This window comes from Serratia sp. B501 (genome assembly GCF_051172315.1).
Classification (GTDB): Bacteria; Pseudomonadota; Gammaproteobacteria; order Enterobacterales; family Enterobacteriaceae; genus Serratia; species Serratia ureilytica.
The window spans coordinates 324,645-343,723 of sequence record NZ_JBPIZB010000002.1; the positions used below are offsets into that span (position 1 = coordinate 324,645).

Here is a 19,079-nt window from a genome sequence, read left to right on the forward strand (position 1 = left end):
CAGTATGGAACAAGGTTTAAACTGTTACTATATAGCCATTTATACTATTACTGACAGCAACAGGACGGCCGACATGCCCCCACGCACCCTCGAACGCACCCGCCACGAACTGGGGGATTTTCTGCGGCAAAAGCGAGAACAACTGTCGCCAGAGGCGGTCGGCTTGCCGAGCGGCAGCCGCCGCCGCACGCCGGGATTGCGGCGCGAGGAGGTGGCGGCGCTGGCCGGCGTCGGCCTCACCTGGTACACCTGGCTGGAGCAAGGCAGGGAAATCAATGCGTCGGTGACGTTTTTGGAAAATCTGGCGCGGGTGCTGCAGCTCGACGCCGCCGGCCGCTACCACCTGTTCTTATTGGCGCATCAGCGCCCGCCGGTGCCGGTTGGGCATCAGTGGTGCCAGGTTTCGCCGTTGGTGCGGCGTCTGCTGGACGATTTGGCGCTGCGTCCGGCCTACGTCATGAACCTGAGTTGGGACATCATCGCCTGGAATCCGGCGGCACAGCGGCTGTTCGCCATCGGCGAGCGCCCAGCGCAAGAGCGCAACATGTTGTGGATGCTGTTTGCCGATCCGCAGCTCAATGAGCGCCTGCTGGAGTGGCAGGCGCAGGCGCCGCAAATCCTGGCCAGCTTCCGCCGCGACTACGCCCGCGCGCCGGAGGATGAGGTAATGCGCCAACGGGTGCAGGCGCTGGAGCGGGTGTCGCCGCCGTTCCGCCGGCTCTGGCGGCAGCATGACATTCACGGACGCTGTCAGGGGCGGCGCAGCTTCGTCGTCCCGGAGATCGGCCCGGTCACCTTTGACCATGCCTCTTTCATCGTCGACGAAGAGAACCATCTGCGGCTGGTGATGTACAGCGCGCTGCCGGACGAACCGGCCAGCGCGGCGTTTGAAGCGCTGCTGCGCGAGGATTAACGACGGCTGTCGAAAATGAGTTTGCAGGCCAGCCCGGCGAACACGCCGCTCAGCAGGTAGTTCGGCCAGCGGGCGCTGAAACGGCGGCCGGCGAAACGGCTTTTCATGCCGCTGACCGCCAGGATCACCCCGCCGTTAATCAGCAAGCCGACCAGATTCAGCACCGTCGCCAGCGCCAGCATCTGCACCACCACCGAGCCGGCGCGCGGATCGATAAACTGCGGGAACAGCGCCAGCACGAACAGCGCCATCTTCGGGTTGAGGATGTTGGTCAGCAGCCCCTGTCGGAAAATGCGCGCCGTCGGCACCGCCTGCAACCCGGCGGAAGCCTGCAGACTGCTGCCGGATCGCAACGTTTTCCACGCCAGATAGAGCAGATAAGCTGCGCCCAACATTCTCACCGCGTCGTAAGCCAGCGGCACCGCGACGAACAGTTGCGACAACCCCAGCGCCGCCGCCAGCGCATGGCAGTAAGTGCCGAGTTGAATGCCCGCCAGCGAAGCGAAACCGGCCCGCGGCCCCTGGCTGACGCTGCGCGAAGCGATCAGTAGCATATCCGGGCCGGGGGTCAGCGCCAGCGCCACGCAGGCACCGGAAAACAACAACAGCGTTGCGGCATCAATCATGAATCACCTGATAAGAAGACGGACGGGGATGGAGCGTCCATCATAGCGACGCCGACCTGGCTTGTCAGCGCCGCTCGCGTCAGATCACCCACAAATCGAGATACTCGTTGACCGGCATCTGCGCCAGCCGCTGCCGGTCCAGCGACACCTCGAGAATGCGCTGCTGCTGCAGGGCCGGGAACTGGCGCGCCAGGTTGGTTTTGAACTTCTCGATCAGCAGCGGGATGCCCTCTTCGCGCCGCCGCGCATGGCCGATAGGATACTCCACCGCCACCTCATCCAGACGGCTGCCGTCGGCGAACTCCACCGTCAGCGCATTGGCTATCGAGCGTTTTTCCGGATCGTGATAATCGCGCGTGAAGGCGGGATCTTCATGGCAATGTATCTTGCTACGCAATGCGTCGATGCGCGGATCTTCGGCCACCCGGTCCTCGTAATCCGCCGCCGTCAGCCGGCCGAACAGCAGCGGGATCGCCACCATATACTGAATGCAGTGATCGCGATCCGCCGGATTATCCAGCGGCCCCTGCTTGTCGATAATGCGCAGGCAGGCCTCGTGGGTGCGGATGCTCACCCTGGCGATATCGGCGGCGGTTTTGCCGGCGGCCTGCATCTGGCGGTGCAGCGTCATGGCCGCCTCCACGGCGGTCTGGGCATGGAACTCCGCCGGGAACGAAATTTTAAACAGCACGTTCTCCATCACATACGCGCCGTACGGCCGCTGGAAGCGGAAAGGTTTGCCGTTGAACGAGACGTCGTAGAATCCCCAGATCGGCGCCGTGAGCGCCGAGGGATAGCCCATCTCACCGGTGGCGGCCATCAGCGCCAGCCGCACCGCGCGGGCGGTCGCATCCCCCGCCGCCCAGGATTTGCGGGTGCCGGCGTTCGGCGCGTGGCGGTAGGTGCGCAGCGACTGCCCGTCCACCCACGCCAGCGACACCGCGTTCAGGATCGCCTCGCGGCTCAGGCCGAGCAGCTGCGCCACCACCGCGGTGGACGCCACCTTCACCAGCAGCACGTGATCCAACCCTACCCGGTTGAAGGCGTTTTCCAGCGCCAGGCAGCCCTGGATCTCATGCGCCTTGATCATGGCGATCAGCACCTGCCGCATGGTCAGCGGCGCTTTGCCCGCCGCCACCGCCTGGCGAGAGAGCCAATCGGCCACCGCCAGGATCCCGCCCAGGTTGTCCGACGGGTGGCCCCACTCCGCCGCCAGCCAGGTGTCGTTAAAGTCGAGCCAGCGGATCATGGTGCCGATATTGAACGCCGCCTGCACCGGATCCAGCTGGAAACGGGTGCCGGGCACCCGGCTGCCGTTCAGCACCTCGGCGCCCGGCACCACCGGCCCCATCATTTTCTTGCAGGCCGGGTAGCTCAGCGCCTCCAGCCCGCAGCCGAGGGTATCGAGCAGGCAATAATGGGCGGTGCGGTACGCCGCCGGGGTATCGACGGCCTCTTTCATCACATAATCGACGATATCGACCATTTCGCGATCGAACGGCGGACGGCGGGTATTGGCAGACTCAAGCATCATGATTCCCAAAGGCTCCAGAGTGAAAACGACACGATAACGACCGGCGCTCAGCGCTGATCCAGCGGTACGAAGGCTCGCGCTTCCGGCCCGGTATAGTTGGCGGACGGGCGAATGATTTTGTTGTCCTGCCGTTGCTCGATGATGTGCGCCGACCAGCCGCTGACGCGCGCCATGACGAACAGCGGCGTGAACATTTCGGTGGGCACCCCCAGCTGGTGATAAGACACCGCCGAGAACCAGTCGAGGTTGGGGAACATGTTTTTGGTGTCGTGCATCACGCTTTCCAGCCGATCGGCGATGTCATACAGCTTCATCGCACCCGCTTCCTGCGACAGGCGCAGCGCGATCTCTTTGATCACCTGATGGCGCGGATCGGAGACGGTGTACACCGGGTGCCCGAAGCCGATCACCACCTCTTTGTTGTCGATGCGGCGGCGAATGTCGGCTTCCGCTTCGTCCGGCGTTTCATAGCGTTGCTGGATCTCCAGCGACACCTCGTTGGCGCCGCCGTGCTTCGGCCCGCGCAGCGCGCCAATGGCGCCGACGATCGCCGAATAGACATCGGATCCGGTGCCGGCGATCACCCGGCCGGCGAAGGTCGAGGCGTTGAATTCATGCTCGGCGTACAGGATCAATGACGCGTGCATCGCCTGCTCCCAGCTGGCGGAAGGCGCTGCGCCGTGCAGCAGGTGCAGGAAGTGGCCGCCGATGGAATCGTCGTCGGTCTCCGGCTGAATGCGCTCGCCGTTGTGGCTGTAGTGATACCAGTAGAGCAGCATCGATCCCAACGACGCCAGCAGCCGGTCGGCGATGTCGCGCGCGCCGGCCGCGCCGTGCTGCTCTTTTTCCGGCAGCGTGCAGCCGAGGGCCGAAACGCCGGTGCGCATCACGTCCATCGGGTGAGATGCCGCCGGCAGCGCCTCCAGCACCGTGCGCACGCTGGCGGGCAGGCCGCGCAGCGCTTTGAGCCGCTGCTTGTAGGCATGAAGTTCGTCGCGGTTGGGCAACTTGCCGTGGATCAGCAGATGGGCGACCTCTTCAAACTCGCAGTGGCGCGCGAGGTCGAGAATGTCGTAACCGCGGTAGTGCAGATCGTTGCCGCTGCGCCCTACGGAACACAGCGCGGTATTCCCGGCGGGCACGCCGGATAACGCCACGGATTTTTTCGGCTTAACGTCAGTCGGGCTTTGCGGGGGGATCGCTTGGCTCATACTGTCCTCATTTGGCTTCTGCGTGAATGGCGCTTATTCGTCGCGTTGGCGAGCGAACAGAGCGTCGAGTTTCTCTTCGAACAAATAGTAGTTGATGCTTTCATACAGCTCGTTGCGGGTCTGCATGGTGTCGATGACGTTTTTCTGCGTGCCCTCCTCGCGCAGGGCGCGGTACACCCGCTCCGCCGCCCGATTCATCGCTCGGAAGGCCGACAGCGGATACAGCGCCATATCCACCTGGGCGCTGCGCAGCTCCTCGGTAGTGAACAGCGGCGTCGCGCCGAATTCGGTGATGTTGGCGAGTATCGGCACCTGCGTCGCTTCGGCGAAGCGGCGGTACATGCCCAGCTCGGTAATCGCTTCCGGGAACAGCATGTCGGCCCCGGCCGCCACGTAAGCCTGAGCGCGCTCGATGGCCGCCTCCAGCCCCTCCACCGCCAGCGCATCGGTGCGCGCCATGATCACGAAGTCCGGATCGCTGCGCGCATCTACCGCCGCCTTGATGCGATCCACCATCTCTTCGGTGGAGACGATGGCCTTATTGGGCCGATGGCCGCAGCGCTTGGCGCCGACCTGATCTTCGATATGCAGCGCCGCCGCCCCGGCCTTGCTCACCGAGCGCACCGTGCGGGCGACGTTGAACGCCGATGCGCCGAAACCGCTGTCGACATCCACCAGCAGCGGCAGCGGGCAGGCATCGGTGATGCGGCGAATATCGGTCAACACATCGTCCAACGTCGAAATACCCAGGTCCGGCAGCCCCAGCGAACCGGCCGCCACGCCGCCGCCGGAAAGATAGATGGCCTGGAACCCCGCCCGCTGGGCCAGCAGGGCATGGTTGGCGTTGATCGCGCCGGCGATTTGCAGGGGTTTTTCTTTACTCAGGGCCTGACGAAAGGCGAGCCCGGGTGAGCGCAGCGTCATGACGTTCTCTCCGATTAGCTAGATGGAACAGACAGAGCAAGGGGCGGGCCAGGTTGCACTTTGGCGAGGAAAAAATTAAAAGCGATAAAAATAAATACGTTACAAAAACTGCTGCGCCAATCGCCAGGCTAAGGGATAAAAAACGTTTCAGTTAACGTTTCAATCGCGGTTTCACTCGGCATATTTGAAACATGACTGAAACAAGGCTACACCTAATGCAGCCACTTTCATTCGGTAACCCACCATGAGCGATCACATCACGCCGTCCCGCACGCCGGACAAACCGGTGATCTGGACCGTCTCCATCACCCGCCTGTTCGATCTGTTCCGGGATATCAGTCTCGAGTTCGACCATCTGGCGACCATCACCCCGATCCGTCTCGGCTTCGAGGAGGCGGTGCAGCATATCCGCGCTCGCCTGGCTACCGAGCCTTGCGACGCCATCATCGCCGCCGGCTCCAACGGCGCCTACCTGAAAAGCCGCCTGTCGGTGCCGGTCATTTTGGTCAAGCCCGGCGGCTTCGACCTGCTGCAGGCGCTGAGCCAGGCGCGCAGAACCGCCGACCGGATCGGCGTCATCACCTATAAAACGCCCCTGCCCGCGCTGATGGAGTTCCAGCAAACCTTCGATCTGCCGCTGGAGCAGCGCAGTTACGTCACCGAAGAGGACGCGCGCGGCCAGATCGCCGAGCTGAAAGCCGCCGGTATTCAGGCCGTGGTCGGCGCCGGCCTCATCAGCGATCTGGCGGAAGAAGCCGGGCTCACCGCCATTTTTCTCTATTCCGCCGCCACCCTGCGCGCCGCCTTCAGCGATGCGCTGGACGTAACGCGCCTGATGCTGGGCGGCGCCAAGCGCGGCGGCGATTACGCCGCGCGCGATACCCTGCAGCCGCGCTATGGGCTGAGCGATTTACAGGGCGACTCCCCGCAGATGGAGCAGACCCGGCGCACCATCATGCTGTACGCCCGCTCGCCGGCGGCGGTATTGATCGAAGGCGAAACCGGCACCGGCAAAGAGCTGGCGGCGCAGGCGATCCACCGCGAATACTTTTCCCGGCGCGGCGCGCCGTCCAGGGGCGCGACACCGCCGTTCGTCGCCATCAACTGCGGCGCCATCGCCGAATCGCTGCTGGAGGCGGAGCTGTTCGGCTATGAAGAAGGCGCCTTCACCGGTTCACGGCGCGGCGGCCGACGCGGGCTGCTGGAAACCGCCAACGGCGGCACCCTGTTTCTGGATGAGATCGGCGAAATGCCGCTGCACCTGCAAACCCGGCTGCTGCGGGCGCTGGAAGAAAAAACCATCACCCGGGTCGGTGGGCAACAGCCGGTAAAGGTCGACTTTCGCGTCATCAGCGCCACCCACACCCGCCTGGAGCAGGCGATTCAACAGGGCGATTTTCGCGCCGATCTGTTTTACCGCCTGAGCGCCCTGCGGCTGCGGCTGCCGCCATTGCGGGCGCGCGGCGACGATATCGCGATGCTGGCGGAACACTTTCTGAAACAGTCGCTGGCGGCGCTCGACGTGCCGCTGACGGAGCCGCTGCGCGCCGCCCTGGCCGGGTGTTACGCCGCGCTGGGTCATTACGCCTGGCCCGGCAACCTGCGCGAGCTGCGCAACATGATGGAACGGGTGGCGCTGATGCTGAGCACCGGCGTCGCGCCGAGCGGCGAGACCCTGCAGTGGCTGCTGCCGGAGCTGGCGGTGGCCCCGCCGCCCGAGACGCCGGCGGCGCCCGTCTCCGCCCGCGAAGCCCTGGCGCGGTGCGGGGGCGACCACGCCGCCGCCGCCCGGTTGCTCGGGATCAGCCGCACCACTTTATGGCGCCGGCTGAAAAAACCGAACTGAGCATCAGCCGGCGCGCCGGCCGTCCGAGGCCGGCAGCAGTCGCGCTCGCCGCTCGCCCAGCAGGTTCATGCCCGCCGCCGCCAGCAGGATGATCGCCGTCCCCAGCAGTTGCCATGCCGACAGCCGGTGGTCAAACGCCAGGCGATCCACCAGCATGGCGGCGATCGGGTAGATGAACGACAGCGAGCCGATCAGGTGAGTCGGCAGCTTCTGCAACGCGCCGTACATCAGCACGTACATCAGGCCGGTATGCAACACGCCGAGCGTCGCCAGCATCCCCCACTGCCCCACGCTGGCCGACGCATGAAAATCCACCAGCGGCAGCAGCATCACCGCCCCCACCGTTACCTGGATCAGCGCAATAAGATGGGGCGGCGTGCCCTTCAGCCGCTTGGCCGCCAGCGCCATCAGGGCGTAGAAAAACGCCGCGCCGAGCGCCAGCGCGATGCCCGCCAGATAATGGCTCTGCTCCCCCGCCTGCCGCGGCTGCGCCAGCACCACCAGCATCATGCCGCCGAACGCCAGCCCCAACCACAGCAACTTGCGGGCGGTCAGCCGTTCCCCCAGAAACAGCGCCCCCAGCCCCACCAGCATAAACGGCTGGGTGTTGTACACCGCGGTGGCGATGGAGATAGAGGCATAGGAATAGGCGGCGAACAGCAGCAGCCAGTTGATCACCAGCGCGACGCCGCCGGCGATTGCCAGCAGCAGCGTGGCGCGCGTCAGCGCATCGCGGCGCAGCTGGCCCAGCGCGCCGCACACCGCCAGCAGCACCAGCGCCCCCACCGCGCAGCGCCAAAACACCACGTTGACCACCGGCTGGCCGGACATCAGCACAAACCAGCCGATGGAGCCGGAAATCAGCATCGCCGCCGCCATCTCCAGCGAGCCGCGTTTTATCTCTGCATTCATTCTGCGTTCCTCAAAGCTTGCCCAGAGACATAGCTTGCGGCTTCGCAGGGCGGCTTTCCATAGCATAAAAAAGGCAGATATGCTTAACTGCCTTTTTCTCGCAGCCACAATCAAGAAAAAACCTAACGGAGGCGTTATGGATGATATCGATCGCCAAATCCTGACCATTCTGGCGGAAGATGCGCGCGCATCGTTGAAAACGCTGAGCGCGCAGGTGGGCCTGTCGTCGCCGAGCACGTCGGAAAGACTGCGGCGGCTGGAGGAAAGCGGCGTGATCCAGGGCTATACCCTGAACGTCAATCTGCAGGCGGTGGGTTACGCCTTTCAGTCGCTGGTGCGCATCAAGCCGCTGCCGGGCATGCTGAAGAAGGTCGAACAGCTGATTCAGGCGATCCCGGAAGTGGTCGAATGCGATAAGGTGACCGGCGAAGACTGCTTTATCGTGCGGCTGGTGGCGCACTCGATGGAACAGCTCGACCACACCCTCGATCGGCTGGCCGAGCACGCGCAGAGCAACACCTCGATCGTGAAAACCACGCCGGTCAAGCGCCGCCTGCCGCCGCTGCTCTGATCAACGCCGCCGTTTGCGGGCGAAAGGGTTGCCGCGCTTCTTCTCTTTTTTAGCCGCGTCGGCGGCGGATTTCAGCGCCGCCAGATGCGCCTTGTCGGCCTCCGGCACCGCGCGCTGCTCAATCGGGAACACCGGCAACGACGCCAACAGCCGCGAACCGTAGTTTTTGGTCAACAGCCGGCGATCGTAGATCACGATCTCGCCGTAACATTGGTTGCTGCGGATCAGGCGGCCGACCTGCTGGATCAGGTTGAACGAGGCGCTCGGCAGGCTCTGCACTTCGAACGGATAACGCTTCAGCGATTTCAGCCACTCGCCTTCGGTGATGATCACCGGGCTGTCGATCGGCGGGAACGCGATTTTGTGAATATGCACCTGGGTCAGCAGTTCGCCTTTCAGATCCAGCCCTTCGGCGAACGATTGCAGCCCCACCAGCACGCTGGCGACACCCTTCTCCACCCGCTTGCGGTGCTCTTCCACCAGCCGGTAGCGCGGCTGGTCGCCCTGCACCAGCAGCATCAGCCGCAGATCGGTCACGTAGCTGAGGAAAGTCTGCATCGCCCGGTGGCTGCTGAACAGGATCAGCATGCCTTTGTGCTTGCCGCTCGCCTGCTCGGCGCGGAAAAACCGCGCCATTTCCTCGAGGTGCTCCGCCTCGTTGGCGAGCGCCGGTTCATAGCGCATCTGCGGAATGACAATCTTGCCCTGTTCGACGTGATTGAACGGCGATGAGAGCGTTTCGAAGCGATCGCCGGCCTTCTCGCTCAGCCCGCTCATCTCTTGCAAACGCGCGAAGCTGTTCAGTGAACGCAGCGTGGCCGAGGTGACCACCACGTGCGGCACCTTGCGCCACAGCAGCTTTTCCAGCTGATCGCTGACGCGAATGCCGACGCAGTGCAAATACAGATGGGTGACGTTATCGCGCAGTTCGCGCGTGACCCATTTGGAGATCGGCGCGTTGGACGACTTGTCGAGCGCCGCCAGCCGCCACAGCTTGCTCATCGCCTCCAGATAGCCCAGCGTGCGGCTCATCTGAATGATCGAGCGGTGCAGACGCATGATGTCGTGCTTGCCGGTCTGTTCGGTAAGATCGTTAAGCACGAACTCCGCCAGCCCGCGCAGCGCATCGGTCAGTTTGAACAGCCGCGCGCAGCTCTCCACCATCTCCGCAGGCAGCTCGCCCATTTCAAAACGGTGCTCGGCCGCCACGCTGTCGCCGGGCAGGTAGGCGCTGACCTGATGCTCGAAGATCTGCACCAGCTCGCGCAGCTCCTCGCAATGGTTCTTCAGCCGTTCGCTGTTGGCCAGCCCCGGCGGATTCTTCGGCCGGTACTGCGTCATGCACTGTTCGACCTGGCGCACGATCATGTCCAACTGCAGGTTGGTCGACAGCGCGGTGATTTCCCCGTCGATCTCCAGCGCATCGCGCGCCACCTCCGGCAAATGGTGGCCTTCGTCCAGCACCAGCAGCAGCTCTTTCGGGTTCGGCAGCACCGATTCCGTCTCCAGCGCCGCCATCACCAGCGCGTGGTTGGCCACCACCACGTCGGCGCTCTCAATCTCTTTGCGGGCGATATAGAACGGGCATTCGCGAATGTAGTGACAGTTGCGTCCCAGGCAGTTGGCCTTGTCAGTGCTCAGCTTGGCCCACAGCGGATCGTCGATGCTCTGCTGATAGTGATCGCGCAGCCCGTCCCACTCAAAGCGGGCCAGCGCCTTGGTCAGTTTCTGACACAGCGCCTGCTCTTCACCGCTGGACGGCGCCAGCTCGTCGTCGAGAAACAGCGTCAGATCGCCCTGTTGGCTAACGTCGGTGCTCATCGCCGCCAGGTTGCGCGGGCAGACGTAACGCCCGCGGCCAAAGGCGCCGGTAAATTTCAGATCGGGAATAATCTTCTTCAGCAGCGGCAAATCCTTGCTGTAGATCTGATCCTGCAGCGCCACGTTGGCGGTGCTGACCACCAGCGGTTTGCTCTCCGCCCGCCCGACGGCGATGCCCGGTATCAGGTAAGACAGCGTTTTGCCGACGCCGGTCGGCGCCTCGATCGCCAGATGGCGCGGGTAGTCGCCGGCCAGCGTCTTCGCCACCTCGGCGATCATCTGACGCTGGGGCGCGCGGGAAATAAAATCCGGTATTTGCTGCTGCAGGGCTTTGTACCACTGGCCAATCTGATCTTTAACTGCGGAGGAGAGCGCCATTCAACTCTTATCTAAACGAAATGATGGCGCTATTGTCCCACAGACCGCCGGCGGCGTCAGCCCGAGTTACGCCTGCGGATCGATCATCGAGGCGCGACCGCCGCCGAACGACCACTCGTCCAACTGGGTGGTGGCGATCACCACCATCACATCCTCGGGGTTCAGCCGCAGGTTCTCCGCCAGCAGCGTCGCCAACCGCCGGTAAAAACGCCGCTTGGTGTCGCTGTCGCGCGGCCGCCCGGCGGTGATGTAGAACAGCACGAAATCCGCACTGCGCGGCCCGCCGAGATAGTCGCGATCGTAGATAAGCTCACCGGGGCGGTATTGATCGATCGCCTGAAACCTGTCCGCCGGCGGCACCTCGAACGCCTCCACCAGCGCCTGATGCAGGCTGTCGGACAAGGTTTGCAGGTAGTCGGCGGATTTGCCCTGATGCAGGGCGATGCGGCTAAACGGCATGGGGCGCCTCCGGTTCCAGCTCGCGCAGGCGCGCCACGGCCGACGCCGCCACGGGCCAGCCGGCGTAAAACGCCAGGTGGGTGATGAGCTCAGCCAGCTGCTGATGCGCCACGCCGTTGCGCTGCGCCAGCTGCAGATGAAACGGCAGTTGCTCCAGGCGGTTGAGCGCCACCAGCGCGGCGACGGTGATCAGGCTGCGCTCGCGCGGGCTCAGCTCTGGCCGCTGCCAGACATCGTCAAACAAGACGCTGTCGCTGAGCTGCGCCAGCTTGGGGGCGATATCGCCGAACGCCTGTTGTCCGGCCCGGGATTCTGATTGCATCACACTCTCCTGTCAGTTGCGGATAGCCTTACGCTACCCGCCGACGAGGCGAGTGAAAATCGGGATTTTCGGCAGTCTCGGTTCAGAAAAACGGGAGGGTTCCCCGCCGACGGCGGGGAGATATTACGATTCCAGCGGCGCAACGCCGTCGAAATGGGCGCTCAGCAGCGCATTCAGCTCCGGCCGCTGCTCCACCCGTTCGGCGATGGCGTAAAGCCGCGGGCAGTGTTGCCGGAACCACGCGCGCCCCGGCCGCCAGTTGCACATCACCGCCACGTACAGATCCAGCGCGCTGAAGCTCTTGCCGAGAAACCACGGGCCGGCGGCACCGGCGGCGGCGTTCAACTGCCGCAATAAACGCTCGCGATAGCTCATCACTGCGTTTTTCAGCTGTTCCGCCCCTTCCGTTTTCGGCTGCCAGCGCTGCGGATGGTCGGCGTAGGTGAAAGTGGGATAAATCTCTGCGTTGATGAACAACAGCCAGCGCAAAAAGCGCGGCAACAGCGGCGAGCCGCCGGGCGGCGCCAATTCGGCGTGCGGCGCGCGATCGTGCAGCAGCAGGATAATCGCCGCGCTCTCCGTCATCACTTCGTCATCAGGCAGCACCAGAGTGGGGACCTGACCGAGCGGGTTCAACGCCAACAGGCGATCCCGCTCCGGGCCGTCCTGGGTGTAATCCACTTCCTCGTAGCCCCAGGGGAACGCGGTCAGCACCAACGCGGCGGCCACGATGGTCGAGCCACACCCCTGCGTACCGAACAATGTATAAGTATCGTGCATGATTCCTCCGGAAACCGATCAGGCTATCGGTAACTGTAGACCAGCCGCAGACCGTCGGTTGCAGAAAAAATTCACCCTTTGCGCGACTTTTTTAATCGTTCGACATGAAAATGAATTTTTTGTCATAAATAGATCACATTACTACGGTAAAAATTCTCCGCCGCCAACAACCGGACGGCACAGTAAAGCAGCAATGCAACTGATGATAGCGTCTTTTAATCGAATAAAGCAGGGTAACCCATGAAACGTAATCTTCTGGCCGTTATTATTCCGGCACTTTTACTTGCGCAAGCGGCACAGGCAGCAGAAATCTACAATAAAGACGGCAACAAGCTCGATTTTTACGGTCGTGTGAAAGCCCTGCATTATTTCTCCGATGATGCCGGCAACGATGGCGATAAAACCTACGTCCGTATCGGCTTTAAAGGCGCGACTCAGATTAACGATATGCTGACCGGTTACGGCCAGTGGGAATATCAGATCGCCGCTAACCATTCTGAATCCGACGGCACCAAAGACACTAAAACGCGTCTGGGCTTCGCCGGTCTGAAATATAAAGACCTCGGTTCTTTCGACTACGGTCGCAACTACGGCATTATTTACGACGTCGGCGCCTGGACGGATATGCTGCCTGAATTCGGCGACGACGCATACGTCAAAACCGACAACTTCATGAACGGCCGCACCAACGGCGTCGCCACCTACCGCAATAACAACTTCTTCGGTCTGGTCGACGGCCTGAAATTCGCCGTCCAGTATCAGGGCAAGAACGAAAACGACGGCCGCTCCGCCAGCAAGGCGAACGGCGACGGCTGGGGCCTTTCCTCCAGCTATGAAATCATCGACGGCCTGAGCGTGGGCGCCGCCTATGCCTCTTCCAACCGCACCGCCAGTCAGAAAGCGGGCACCTTCGGTAAAGGCGACAAGGCCGATATCTGGGCCGCCGGTCTGAAGTATGACAACAACGATGTCTACCTGGCCGCGACCTACTCGGAAAGCCGCAACATCGCGCCAATTTCCGGCACCGCCACCATCAATAACCGCTCCACTTCCGTCAGCGGCTTCGCCAATAAAGCCGAAGGCCTGGAACTGGTTGCGCAATATCAGTTCGACTTCGGTCTGCGTCCATCGCTGGGCTACGTTCAGCAGAAGGGCAAAGATATTGAAGGCATCGGCGATACCGACCTGGTGAAATATATCGACGTCGGCGCGTACTACTATTTCAACAAGAACATGTCGACCTATGTGGATTATAAAATCAACCAGCTCGACAGCAATAATAAGCTGGGTCTGAAAGACGACAACGTGATTGCCGTCGCCCTGACCTATCAGTTCTGATGTGATGAATGAATAACCACCACTGCAAACTTTAGCGTCACTTGATACCCAGAGTTTTATTTCGCCGGGCGGCTGCGTCCGGCTTTTTTGTTTTTATTTTCCCCGCCGGCGAATGCCCCTGCTTGCCTTGCCAAACAAACGGGTCTACATGTATAGCTTTCCCCCGAGCGGAATCAGCCATGCATAACGACAGTCGGTTTAACTATCACAACGCCGTGCGCTACAGCAGCGACGAACTGGCGAACATCCTCAACCACTGTTTTGAAAACTATATCGTGCGTTTCGTCCTCGACGGGCCGACCTTCGCCGCCCGCTTCGGCGCCGAAGATCTCAGCCTGAACGACAGCCTGATCGTCACCCATCGCAATGAACCGGTGGCGGTGGCGCTGATCGCCCGCCGCGGCCGGCACAGCCGGATCGCGGCCTTTTCCGTACGCCCCGAGATGCGCGGTCAGGGGCTGGGTAAGGCGCTGATGCAGCGGGTAGTAGCGGATGCCCGTCAGCGCGGCGACCATCGGCTGTCGCTGGAAGTGATCGAAGGCAACGAAGCCGCGCTGGCGCTGTACCACCGCGCCGGGCTGCGCATCGTGCGCACCCTGACCGGCCATCAGGCGCCGGCGGCCGTGCCGCCAGGCAAGGCGGTGCTGCAGGCCGTCGATCCGCTGACCGTCAGCCATCGCCTGACGGCGGAAGGCGCCACCGACCTGCCCTGGCTGATCGCCCCCGAATCGCTGTTCAAACTGCCGGGCAAACCGCGCGCTTATACCCTCGAACGCCAAGCCTACGCCGTGGTGATGCCCGGCGCCGAGCACTGCTGGCTGCGCCTGATCTACGTGCCGCCGCAGCATCGCGGCCAGGGGCATGCCCGCGCCTTGCTGGCCGCTCTGCAAGCGCAGTTCGCCCCTTTGCCGCTGACCGCCAACGTTTTTGTGCCCGAGGTGGCCGCCCCCTTCTTTACGCATCTTGGCTGGCGGCAGGATCCCCTGCGTCAGTTCGAGATGGATATGCTGCTGGACAGCCCACAATAAAAAAGAGAGATAACAATGGCAGGAAAACAGGTACGCACACTCACCCTCGGCGCGGCGATGGGCGTCGCGCTGCTGGCCTTGACCGGTTGCGCGCAGTCACCGCACGCCGACGCGCAGGCCCAGCAGCGGTTGGCGGATCAATCGGTGCTGGCGGTCAACTGGTTCCAACAGTCCGGCGAATACCAGGCGCTGGCGCATCAGGCGTTCAACAGCGCGCAGCGCGCCTTCGATCAGGCCAGGGCCGCGCCAGGCCGTAAAAAGGCGGTGGTGGTCGATCTGGATGAAACCATGCTGGATAACAGCGCCTACTCCGGCTGGCAGGCGCAGCAGGGCCGACCGTACGACGGCGCGACTTGGGCCAAATGGACGCAGGCCGAACAGGCCGCCGCGGTGCCGGGCGCAGTGGCGTTCGCCCGCTATGTTAACGCCCATCAGGGGACCATGTTCTACGTGTCGAACCGTAAACAGAGCGACTACGCCGCCACGGTGGCCAACATGCAGAAGCTCGGTTTCACCGGCCTGTCGGCAAAAACCGTGCTGCTCAGCACCGACACCGCCAATAAACAGGCGCGCTTCGACGCCATCAAACAAGCCGGCTATGACATCGTGGTGTACGCGGGCGACAACCTGAACGACTTCGGCGCCGCGACTTACCACCAGGACAATGCGCAGCGCCGGGCGTTCGTCAGCGAGAACCAGGCTAAGTTCGGCACCGAATTCATCGTACTACCCAACCCGATGTACGGCGACTGGGAAAGCGGCCTGGCTCGCGACTACAACAAGCTGACGCCGCAGCAAAAGCTGCAGGTGCGCCAGCAGGCGATCAAAGCCTGGCGCGGGCGCTAACGCTCACAGCAGTTTGTACATATAGCAGGTGGCCTCCAACGCCCCGCCGTCGCTGGCGCGGGCGTATTGCGGGATGTCGCCCGCCGCCTCGAACCCCAATTGACGGTACAGCCCCTGCGCCGCGCTGCCGCTCAGGGTATCCAGCACCAACAGGCTGCGGCGATGACGCGCCGCCAGCGCCTGCACTTCCTGCATCAACAGCCGGGCGACGCCCTGCCGCCGCGCCTGCGGGTGCACCATCAGCTTGACCACTTCCGCCCGGTGACGGCCGTTGTCCGGCATCGCCAGTAACAGCTGCACGGTGCCAACCGGCCGGCCGTTCGCGAGCGCCACCAGCATCGCACGCTCTCCCCGCGCGATGGCCGGCAGCACCCCCTGCCAAAACGCCTGCGCCTGCGTCAGCGTAAAGGGCATGACAAAACCGATGCTGGCGCCGTGCGCCACGCTGGCGTGCAGCATCTCGGCCAATTCGACAATGGCGCTTTGCGCCGCGCCGGCGTCCCACTGTTGCAATTCAATCATGGCTATGGCCTGCAGATAACGAGGGTGTAATGGGCCGGCTCATCGCCGGGGACATGGAAACGGGAGGCGCCGAACAGGCGGTAGCGCAGGCAGTCGCCGGATGATAACCGGAAAACGCGCCCTTCCAGCGTCAACTCCAACTGCCCGGACAGCAGCCAGAGATGGTGCTCCAACGCCGGAATCGACGGCAGGTCGTAATCGATCTGCGCGCCGGCATCGAGCCGGGCTTCGATAAATTCAGCCTTATACAACGCAGCGGGGGGAGAAACGGAGCGACGGTGAAAACCGCTGGCGCGATCGACCCACACCGGTTGCTGCTGCGGCCGCAACAGCTCCGGCGGCTCGTCTTCGATCTCGCTCAGCAGGCGCGACATGGTCAACCCATAGGCGGCGCACAGCCGGTTCAGCAACGACGCCGTCGGGCTGGTCTCGGCGCGCTCCACCCGCGAGAGCGTCGCCCGGCTAAGGCCGGTGCGCTGCGCCAGCTCCTCCAGCGACCACGCCCGTTGCTGGCGCAAATCCGCCAGCCGCTGCGCCAACCTCAGGTCGGCATTGTCCAGACCGTTATCCATCGTTCACACTCCGCTTGAAAATCCCATATAAGAGAAATAATCTCAAATTAGAGATGTAGCAAGCGGATTTTAACAATGTCGCGCAGGAATAACGCCAGGATCACCGCAAACATCGCCGAATGAGGAGAAGCGTTCTAGCACTCGCGCGAGGACGGGTTGGGTACAAAATTGCCCGTCTCGGCGGCCGGCGGCACGATCGCGGCGCAGCGCCAGGCGCTGAATACCGCCAGCAGCGGCGCCAGCGCGAACGCCAAGAACAGCCAACGCGCCGCCGATGCCGCGCCCGCCGCGCCGCCCGGATCGTTCAGCCCCGCCAGGTTGGCGGTCATCCCCGCCAGCGCCGCGCCGAATGCGGTGGCGAACAGCTGCACCGTGGTGATCGAGGCGCCGGCGATGTCTTTGTCCGCTTCAGGCGCCACCTGCAAAATGCGCGTCAGCAGATGTGGCCAGCCGAAGCCGATGCCGAATCCCACCAGCGACAACGCGATGACGATCGGGGTCAGCGCCTGCCAGTGACCGCCGGAGGGCGTCGGCATCAGGATCGCCAGCGCCAGCAGGCCCACCAGCACGAACAGCGGCCCGCTGACGATCGCCCGGCGAATGCCCGCCCCGCGCCAGCCGGAGCTGAGGATTTCGGACAACGTCCAGCCGGCGGCCATGGTCGCGGCGATATAGCCGGAGAGCAGCGGCGACTGGCCGTGCAGCAACTGCAGGAAATAGGGCACGAAGATTTCGCTGGTCATGCCGATCACCAGCAACGACACCGTAATATAGAGCGCCGCCAACGATGAGCCGCGCCGCAGCGCGCCATGCGGCAACAGGCGCGCGCGCGAGCGCGCCTCGCGCTTCATCAGCCAGGCCATCAGCGCCAGCGATAGCGCGATGCCCGCCAGGTTGATCCAGACGCTGTGCGCCAGGCTGCCGGCGGACACCACCAGCACCGCCACGGTCAGCAACAGCAGCTGCGCGGTCGGCAGCGGCGCGGCCGCCTGCTGCGCCTGGCCCTTGGGCAGGATGAGGAAGGTAAACGCGGCGTACAGCGCCATGATCGGCAGCAGAATGCCGAAGGCCCAACGCCAGGCGTGCAACTCGGCGAAAATGCCGCCTACCGCCGGGCCGACCAGCGTGGCGATGCCCCACATCGCCGAGATAAGCGCCATGGCGCGCGGCCACAATCGCTGCTCGAACACCAGATTGATCATCGCGTAGGAGAGCGCAAAGATCAGCCCGCCGCCGAATCCCTGCACCGTGCGGCCGATCAGCATCACCGGCATGCTCGGTGCCAGCGCGCACAGCCCCGCTCCGGCGATGAAAAACAGCGAAGCGACCAGATAGGCGTTGCGCGCGCCGTAGCCGCTGAGCAGGCGGGCCGACAGCGCGGAGCCAAGGATCGACGCCACCACGAACAGCGTGGTGTTCCAGGCATAGAGATCCAGACCGCCAATATCCTGCACCACCGAGGGCAGAATGGTGGTGGCGACCAGAATATTGATGGCATGCAGCGCCACGCCAAGCGAGAGCGCGATCGCACTGGCCGCATTTTTGCCGGAGAAAAGGTCGCTCCAGCGGCTATCGTCATGGGTTATCACGGTTGTTGTCCTGTTTTCAGAGGAATGGCATTGAGTTGGTCATGAGATTGCGTTAAATTTAACAAGAGTTATCTTGGAATAAGTTAGGGCGAGGCGGAGAAATATGTCAAGAATAAACTTGGAAAATGGCGGCAGCACCGCACAATCGGTCAGTGACCGCTTGCTGACGCTATTGAAGACCCGCGGCCCGCAGCAAGCCTCAGACGCAGGAAAAGTGCTCGGCACCACCGGTGAAGCGGCCCGCCAGCAGTTCGTCAAGCTGGCGAAAGAGGGGCTGGTCGAAGCGATCGCGGAAACGCGCGGCGTGGGCCGCCCGGTGCAGCTGTGGCATTTGACTGCCGCCGGTAACGCACGCTTTCCGGACACCCATGCGGATCTGACGGTGCAGCTGCTGCGCACCGTGCGTGACAAGCTGGGTGAACAGGCGATCGACCTGCTGATCGAGACCCGTGAGCAGGAAAACCGCATCAACTACAAGCAGGCGATGATCGGCGCCACCGATCTGCGCGAACGCGTGGCGCGCCTCACCGAGATCCGCTGCCGCGAAGGGTATATGGCCGAATGGCGTCAGGAGGAAGACGGCGCCTATCTGCTGGTGGAAAACCACTGCCCGATCTGCGCCGCCGCCACCGTCTGCCAGGGCTTCTGCCGCGCTGAACTGAGCATCTTCACCGAAGTGCTGCAGGCGCAGGTGGAGCGCGCCGAACACATTCTGGCCGGCTCTCGCCGCTGCGCCTACCGGATTTCTCTCTTGTAACACCGGTTTTTGCCCGCGTTTTCAACCGGTACAGATTATTCTGCTTGTGCACCCCGCACCTTCCCTTCTAAGGTTGAATTATCGAATATTCAGGCAAACAACGGGCCCTGCGCCCGTTCTGACACCTCCG

General features: G+C 63.2%; 19 protein-coding genes. 7 read left to right on the forward strand and 12 right to left on the reverse strand.

All coding sequences use genetic code 11. The features are described 5' to 3' along the window. Window positions 1-73 precede the first annotated feature (73 nt). Window positions 74-913 (forward strand): helix-turn-helix transcriptional regulator, encoded by an 840-nt coding sequence (locus tag ACSBQV_RS07975; protein WP_046686666.1) that lies wholly within the window; start codon window positions 74-76, stop codon window positions 911-913. Here the strand turns inward: ACSBQV_RS07975 and ACSBQV_RS07980 are convergent. From ACSBQV_RS07980 to prpB, 4 genes are all read right to left on the reverse strand, one after another. Further along, window positions 910-1,539: a LysE family translocator gene (locus tag ACSBQV_RS07980; RefSeq protein ID WP_033650543.1), complete on the reverse strand. Its 630-nt coding sequence runs from the start codon at window positions 1,537-1,539 to the stop codon at window positions 910-912. The genes ACSBQV_RS07975 and ACSBQV_RS07980 overlap by 4 nt on opposite strands. Before the next feature lie 79 nt (window positions 1,540-1,618). Beyond that, window positions 1,619-3,070, reverse strand: coding sequence for a bifunctional 2-methylcitrate dehydratase/aconitate hydratase (locus ACSBQV_RS07985; protein ID WP_099784374.1), 1,452 nt, complete (start codon window positions 3,068-3,070; stop codon window positions 1,619-1,621). Between the two features lie 50 nt (window positions 3,071-3,120). Continuing rightward, entirely contained in the window at window positions 3,121-4,284 is a 1,164-nt protein-coding gene (gene prpC / locus ACSBQV_RS07990; protein ID WP_099784277.1) for a bifunctional 2-methylcitrate synthase/citrate synthase, read from the reverse strand. 33 nt (window positions 4,285-4,317) lie between these two features. Next, on the reverse strand, window positions 4,318-5,208 hold the full coding sequence (gene prpB / locus ACSBQV_RS07995) for a methylisocitrate lyase (RefSeq protein WP_099789397.1): 891 nt from the start codon (window positions 5,206-5,208) through the stop codon (window positions 4,318-4,320). A 244-nt stretch (window positions 5,209-5,452) separates the two neighbouring features. Between prpB and prpR the strand changes: the two genes are divergently transcribed. After that, window positions 5,453-7,054: a propionate catabolism operon regulatory protein PrpR gene (gene prpR / locus ACSBQV_RS08000; RefSeq protein ID WP_099785191.1), complete on the forward strand. Its 1,602-nt coding sequence runs from the start codon at window positions 5,453-5,455 to the stop codon at window positions 7,052-7,054. 3 nt (window positions 7,055-7,057) lie between these two features. On the opposite strand, the gene ACSBQV_RS08005 is transcribed toward prpR, so the two are convergent. Continuing rightward, window positions 7,058-7,966 carry a DMT family transporter gene (locus ACSBQV_RS08005; protein ID WP_099785193.1) on the reverse strand — a complete coding sequence of 303 codons (909 nt, stop codon included), beginning with the start codon at window positions 7,964-7,966 and terminating at the stop codon, window positions 7,058-7,060. 136 nt (window positions 7,967-8,102) lie between these two features. On the opposite strand from ACSBQV_RS08005, the gene ACSBQV_RS08010 reads away from it, so the two are divergent. Next, complete coding sequence (locus ACSBQV_RS08010) at window positions 8,103-8,537, forward strand: Lrp/AsnC family transcriptional regulator (RefSeq protein ID WP_042783967.1); 435 nt, start codon at window positions 8,103-8,105, stop codon at window positions 8,535-8,537. Here the strand turns inward: ACSBQV_RS08010 and dinG are convergent, their stop codons facing one another. From dinG to ACSBQV_RS08030, 4 genes are all read right to left on the reverse strand, one after another. Then, the gene (dinG, locus tag ACSBQV_RS08015; protein WP_033642371.1) at window positions 8,538-10,736 is read right to left on the reverse strand and encodes an ATP-dependent DNA helicase DinG; all 2,199 of its coding nucleotides are present in this window, start codon (window positions 10,734-10,736) and stop codon (window positions 8,538-8,540) included. Window positions 10,737-10,802: 66 nt separating this feature from the next. Continuing rightward, the gene (locus ACSBQV_RS08020; RefSeq protein WP_099785195.1) at window positions 10,803-11,195 is read right to left on the reverse strand and encodes a tautomerase family protein; all 393 of its coding nucleotides are present in this window, start codon (window positions 11,193-11,195) and stop codon (window positions 10,803-10,805) included. Continuing rightward, window positions 11,185-11,517 (reverse strand): carboxymuconolactone decarboxylase family protein, encoded by a 333-nt coding sequence (locus tag ACSBQV_RS08025; RefSeq protein WP_099785197.1) that lies wholly within the window; start codon window positions 11,515-11,517, stop codon window positions 11,185-11,187. Before ACSBQV_RS08025 ends, ACSBQV_RS08020 begins: the two co-directional genes overlap by 11 nt. Window positions 11,518-11,640: 123 nt before the next feature. Continuing rightward, a complete protein-coding gene (locus ACSBQV_RS08030) occupies window positions 11,641-12,297 on the reverse strand; it encodes a glutathione S-transferase family protein (protein WP_094144109.1) in 657 nt (218 codons plus the stop codon). 240 nt (window positions 12,298-12,537) lie between these two features. Here ACSBQV_RS08030 and ompC point away from each other — a divergent pair, with 240 nt between their 5' ends. The 3 genes from ompC (at window position 12,538) to ACSBQV_RS08045 (ending at window position 15,509) form a co-directional block, all read left to right on the forward strand. After that, window positions 12,538-13,635, forward strand: coding sequence for a porin OmpC (ompC, locus tag ACSBQV_RS08035; protein ID WP_033637639.1), 1,098 nt, complete (start codon window positions 12,538-12,540; stop codon window positions 13,633-13,635). A 179-nt stretch (window positions 13,636-13,814) separates the two neighbouring features. After that, window positions 13,815-14,663 carry a GNAT family N-acetyltransferase gene (locus tag ACSBQV_RS08040; RefSeq protein WP_434991434.1) on the forward strand — a complete coding sequence of 283 codons (849 nt, stop codon included), beginning with the start codon at window positions 13,815-13,817 and terminating at the stop codon, window positions 14,661-14,663. A 15-nt stretch (window positions 14,664-14,678) separates the two neighbouring features. Continuing rightward, window positions 14,679-15,509, forward strand: coding sequence for a 5'-nucleotidase, lipoprotein e(P4) family (locus tag ACSBQV_RS08045; RefSeq protein WP_099785199.1), 831 nt, complete (start codon window positions 14,679-14,681; stop codon window positions 15,507-15,509). Between the two features lie 3 nt (window positions 15,510-15,512). Here ACSBQV_RS08045 and ACSBQV_RS08050 read toward each other — a convergent pair whose 3' ends face one another. The 3 genes from ACSBQV_RS08050 to ACSBQV_RS08060 all read right to left on the reverse strand — a co-directional run bounded on the left by ACSBQV_RS08050 (window position 15,513) and on the right by ACSBQV_RS08060 (window position 18,192). Next, window positions 15,513-16,031 carry a GNAT family N-acetyltransferase gene (locus ACSBQV_RS08050; RefSeq protein ID WP_099785201.1) on the reverse strand — a complete coding sequence of 173 codons (519 nt, stop codon included), beginning with the start codon at window positions 16,029-16,031 and terminating at the stop codon, window positions 15,513-15,515. A 2-nt stretch (window positions 16,032-16,033) separates the two neighbouring features. Further along, window positions 16,034-16,603, reverse strand: coding sequence for a helix-turn-helix domain-containing protein (locus tag ACSBQV_RS08055; protein ID WP_033642366.1), 570 nt, complete (start codon window positions 16,601-16,603; stop codon window positions 16,034-16,036). Between the two features lie 134 nt (window positions 16,604-16,737). Next, window positions 16,738-18,192, reverse strand: a complete 1,455-nt coding sequence (locus ACSBQV_RS08060; protein ID WP_099785203.1) for an MFS transporter — start codon at window positions 18,190-18,192, stop codon at window positions 16,738-16,740. 103 nt (window positions 18,193-18,295) lie between these two features. Between ACSBQV_RS08060 and ACSBQV_RS08065 the strand changes: the two genes are divergently transcribed. Continuing rightward, entirely contained in the window at window positions 18,296-18,949 is a 654-nt protein-coding gene (locus ACSBQV_RS08065) for a helix-turn-helix transcriptional regulator (RefSeq protein ID WP_033642364.1), read from the forward strand. The last annotated feature ends 130 nt before the right edge of the window (window positions 18,950-19,079 follow it).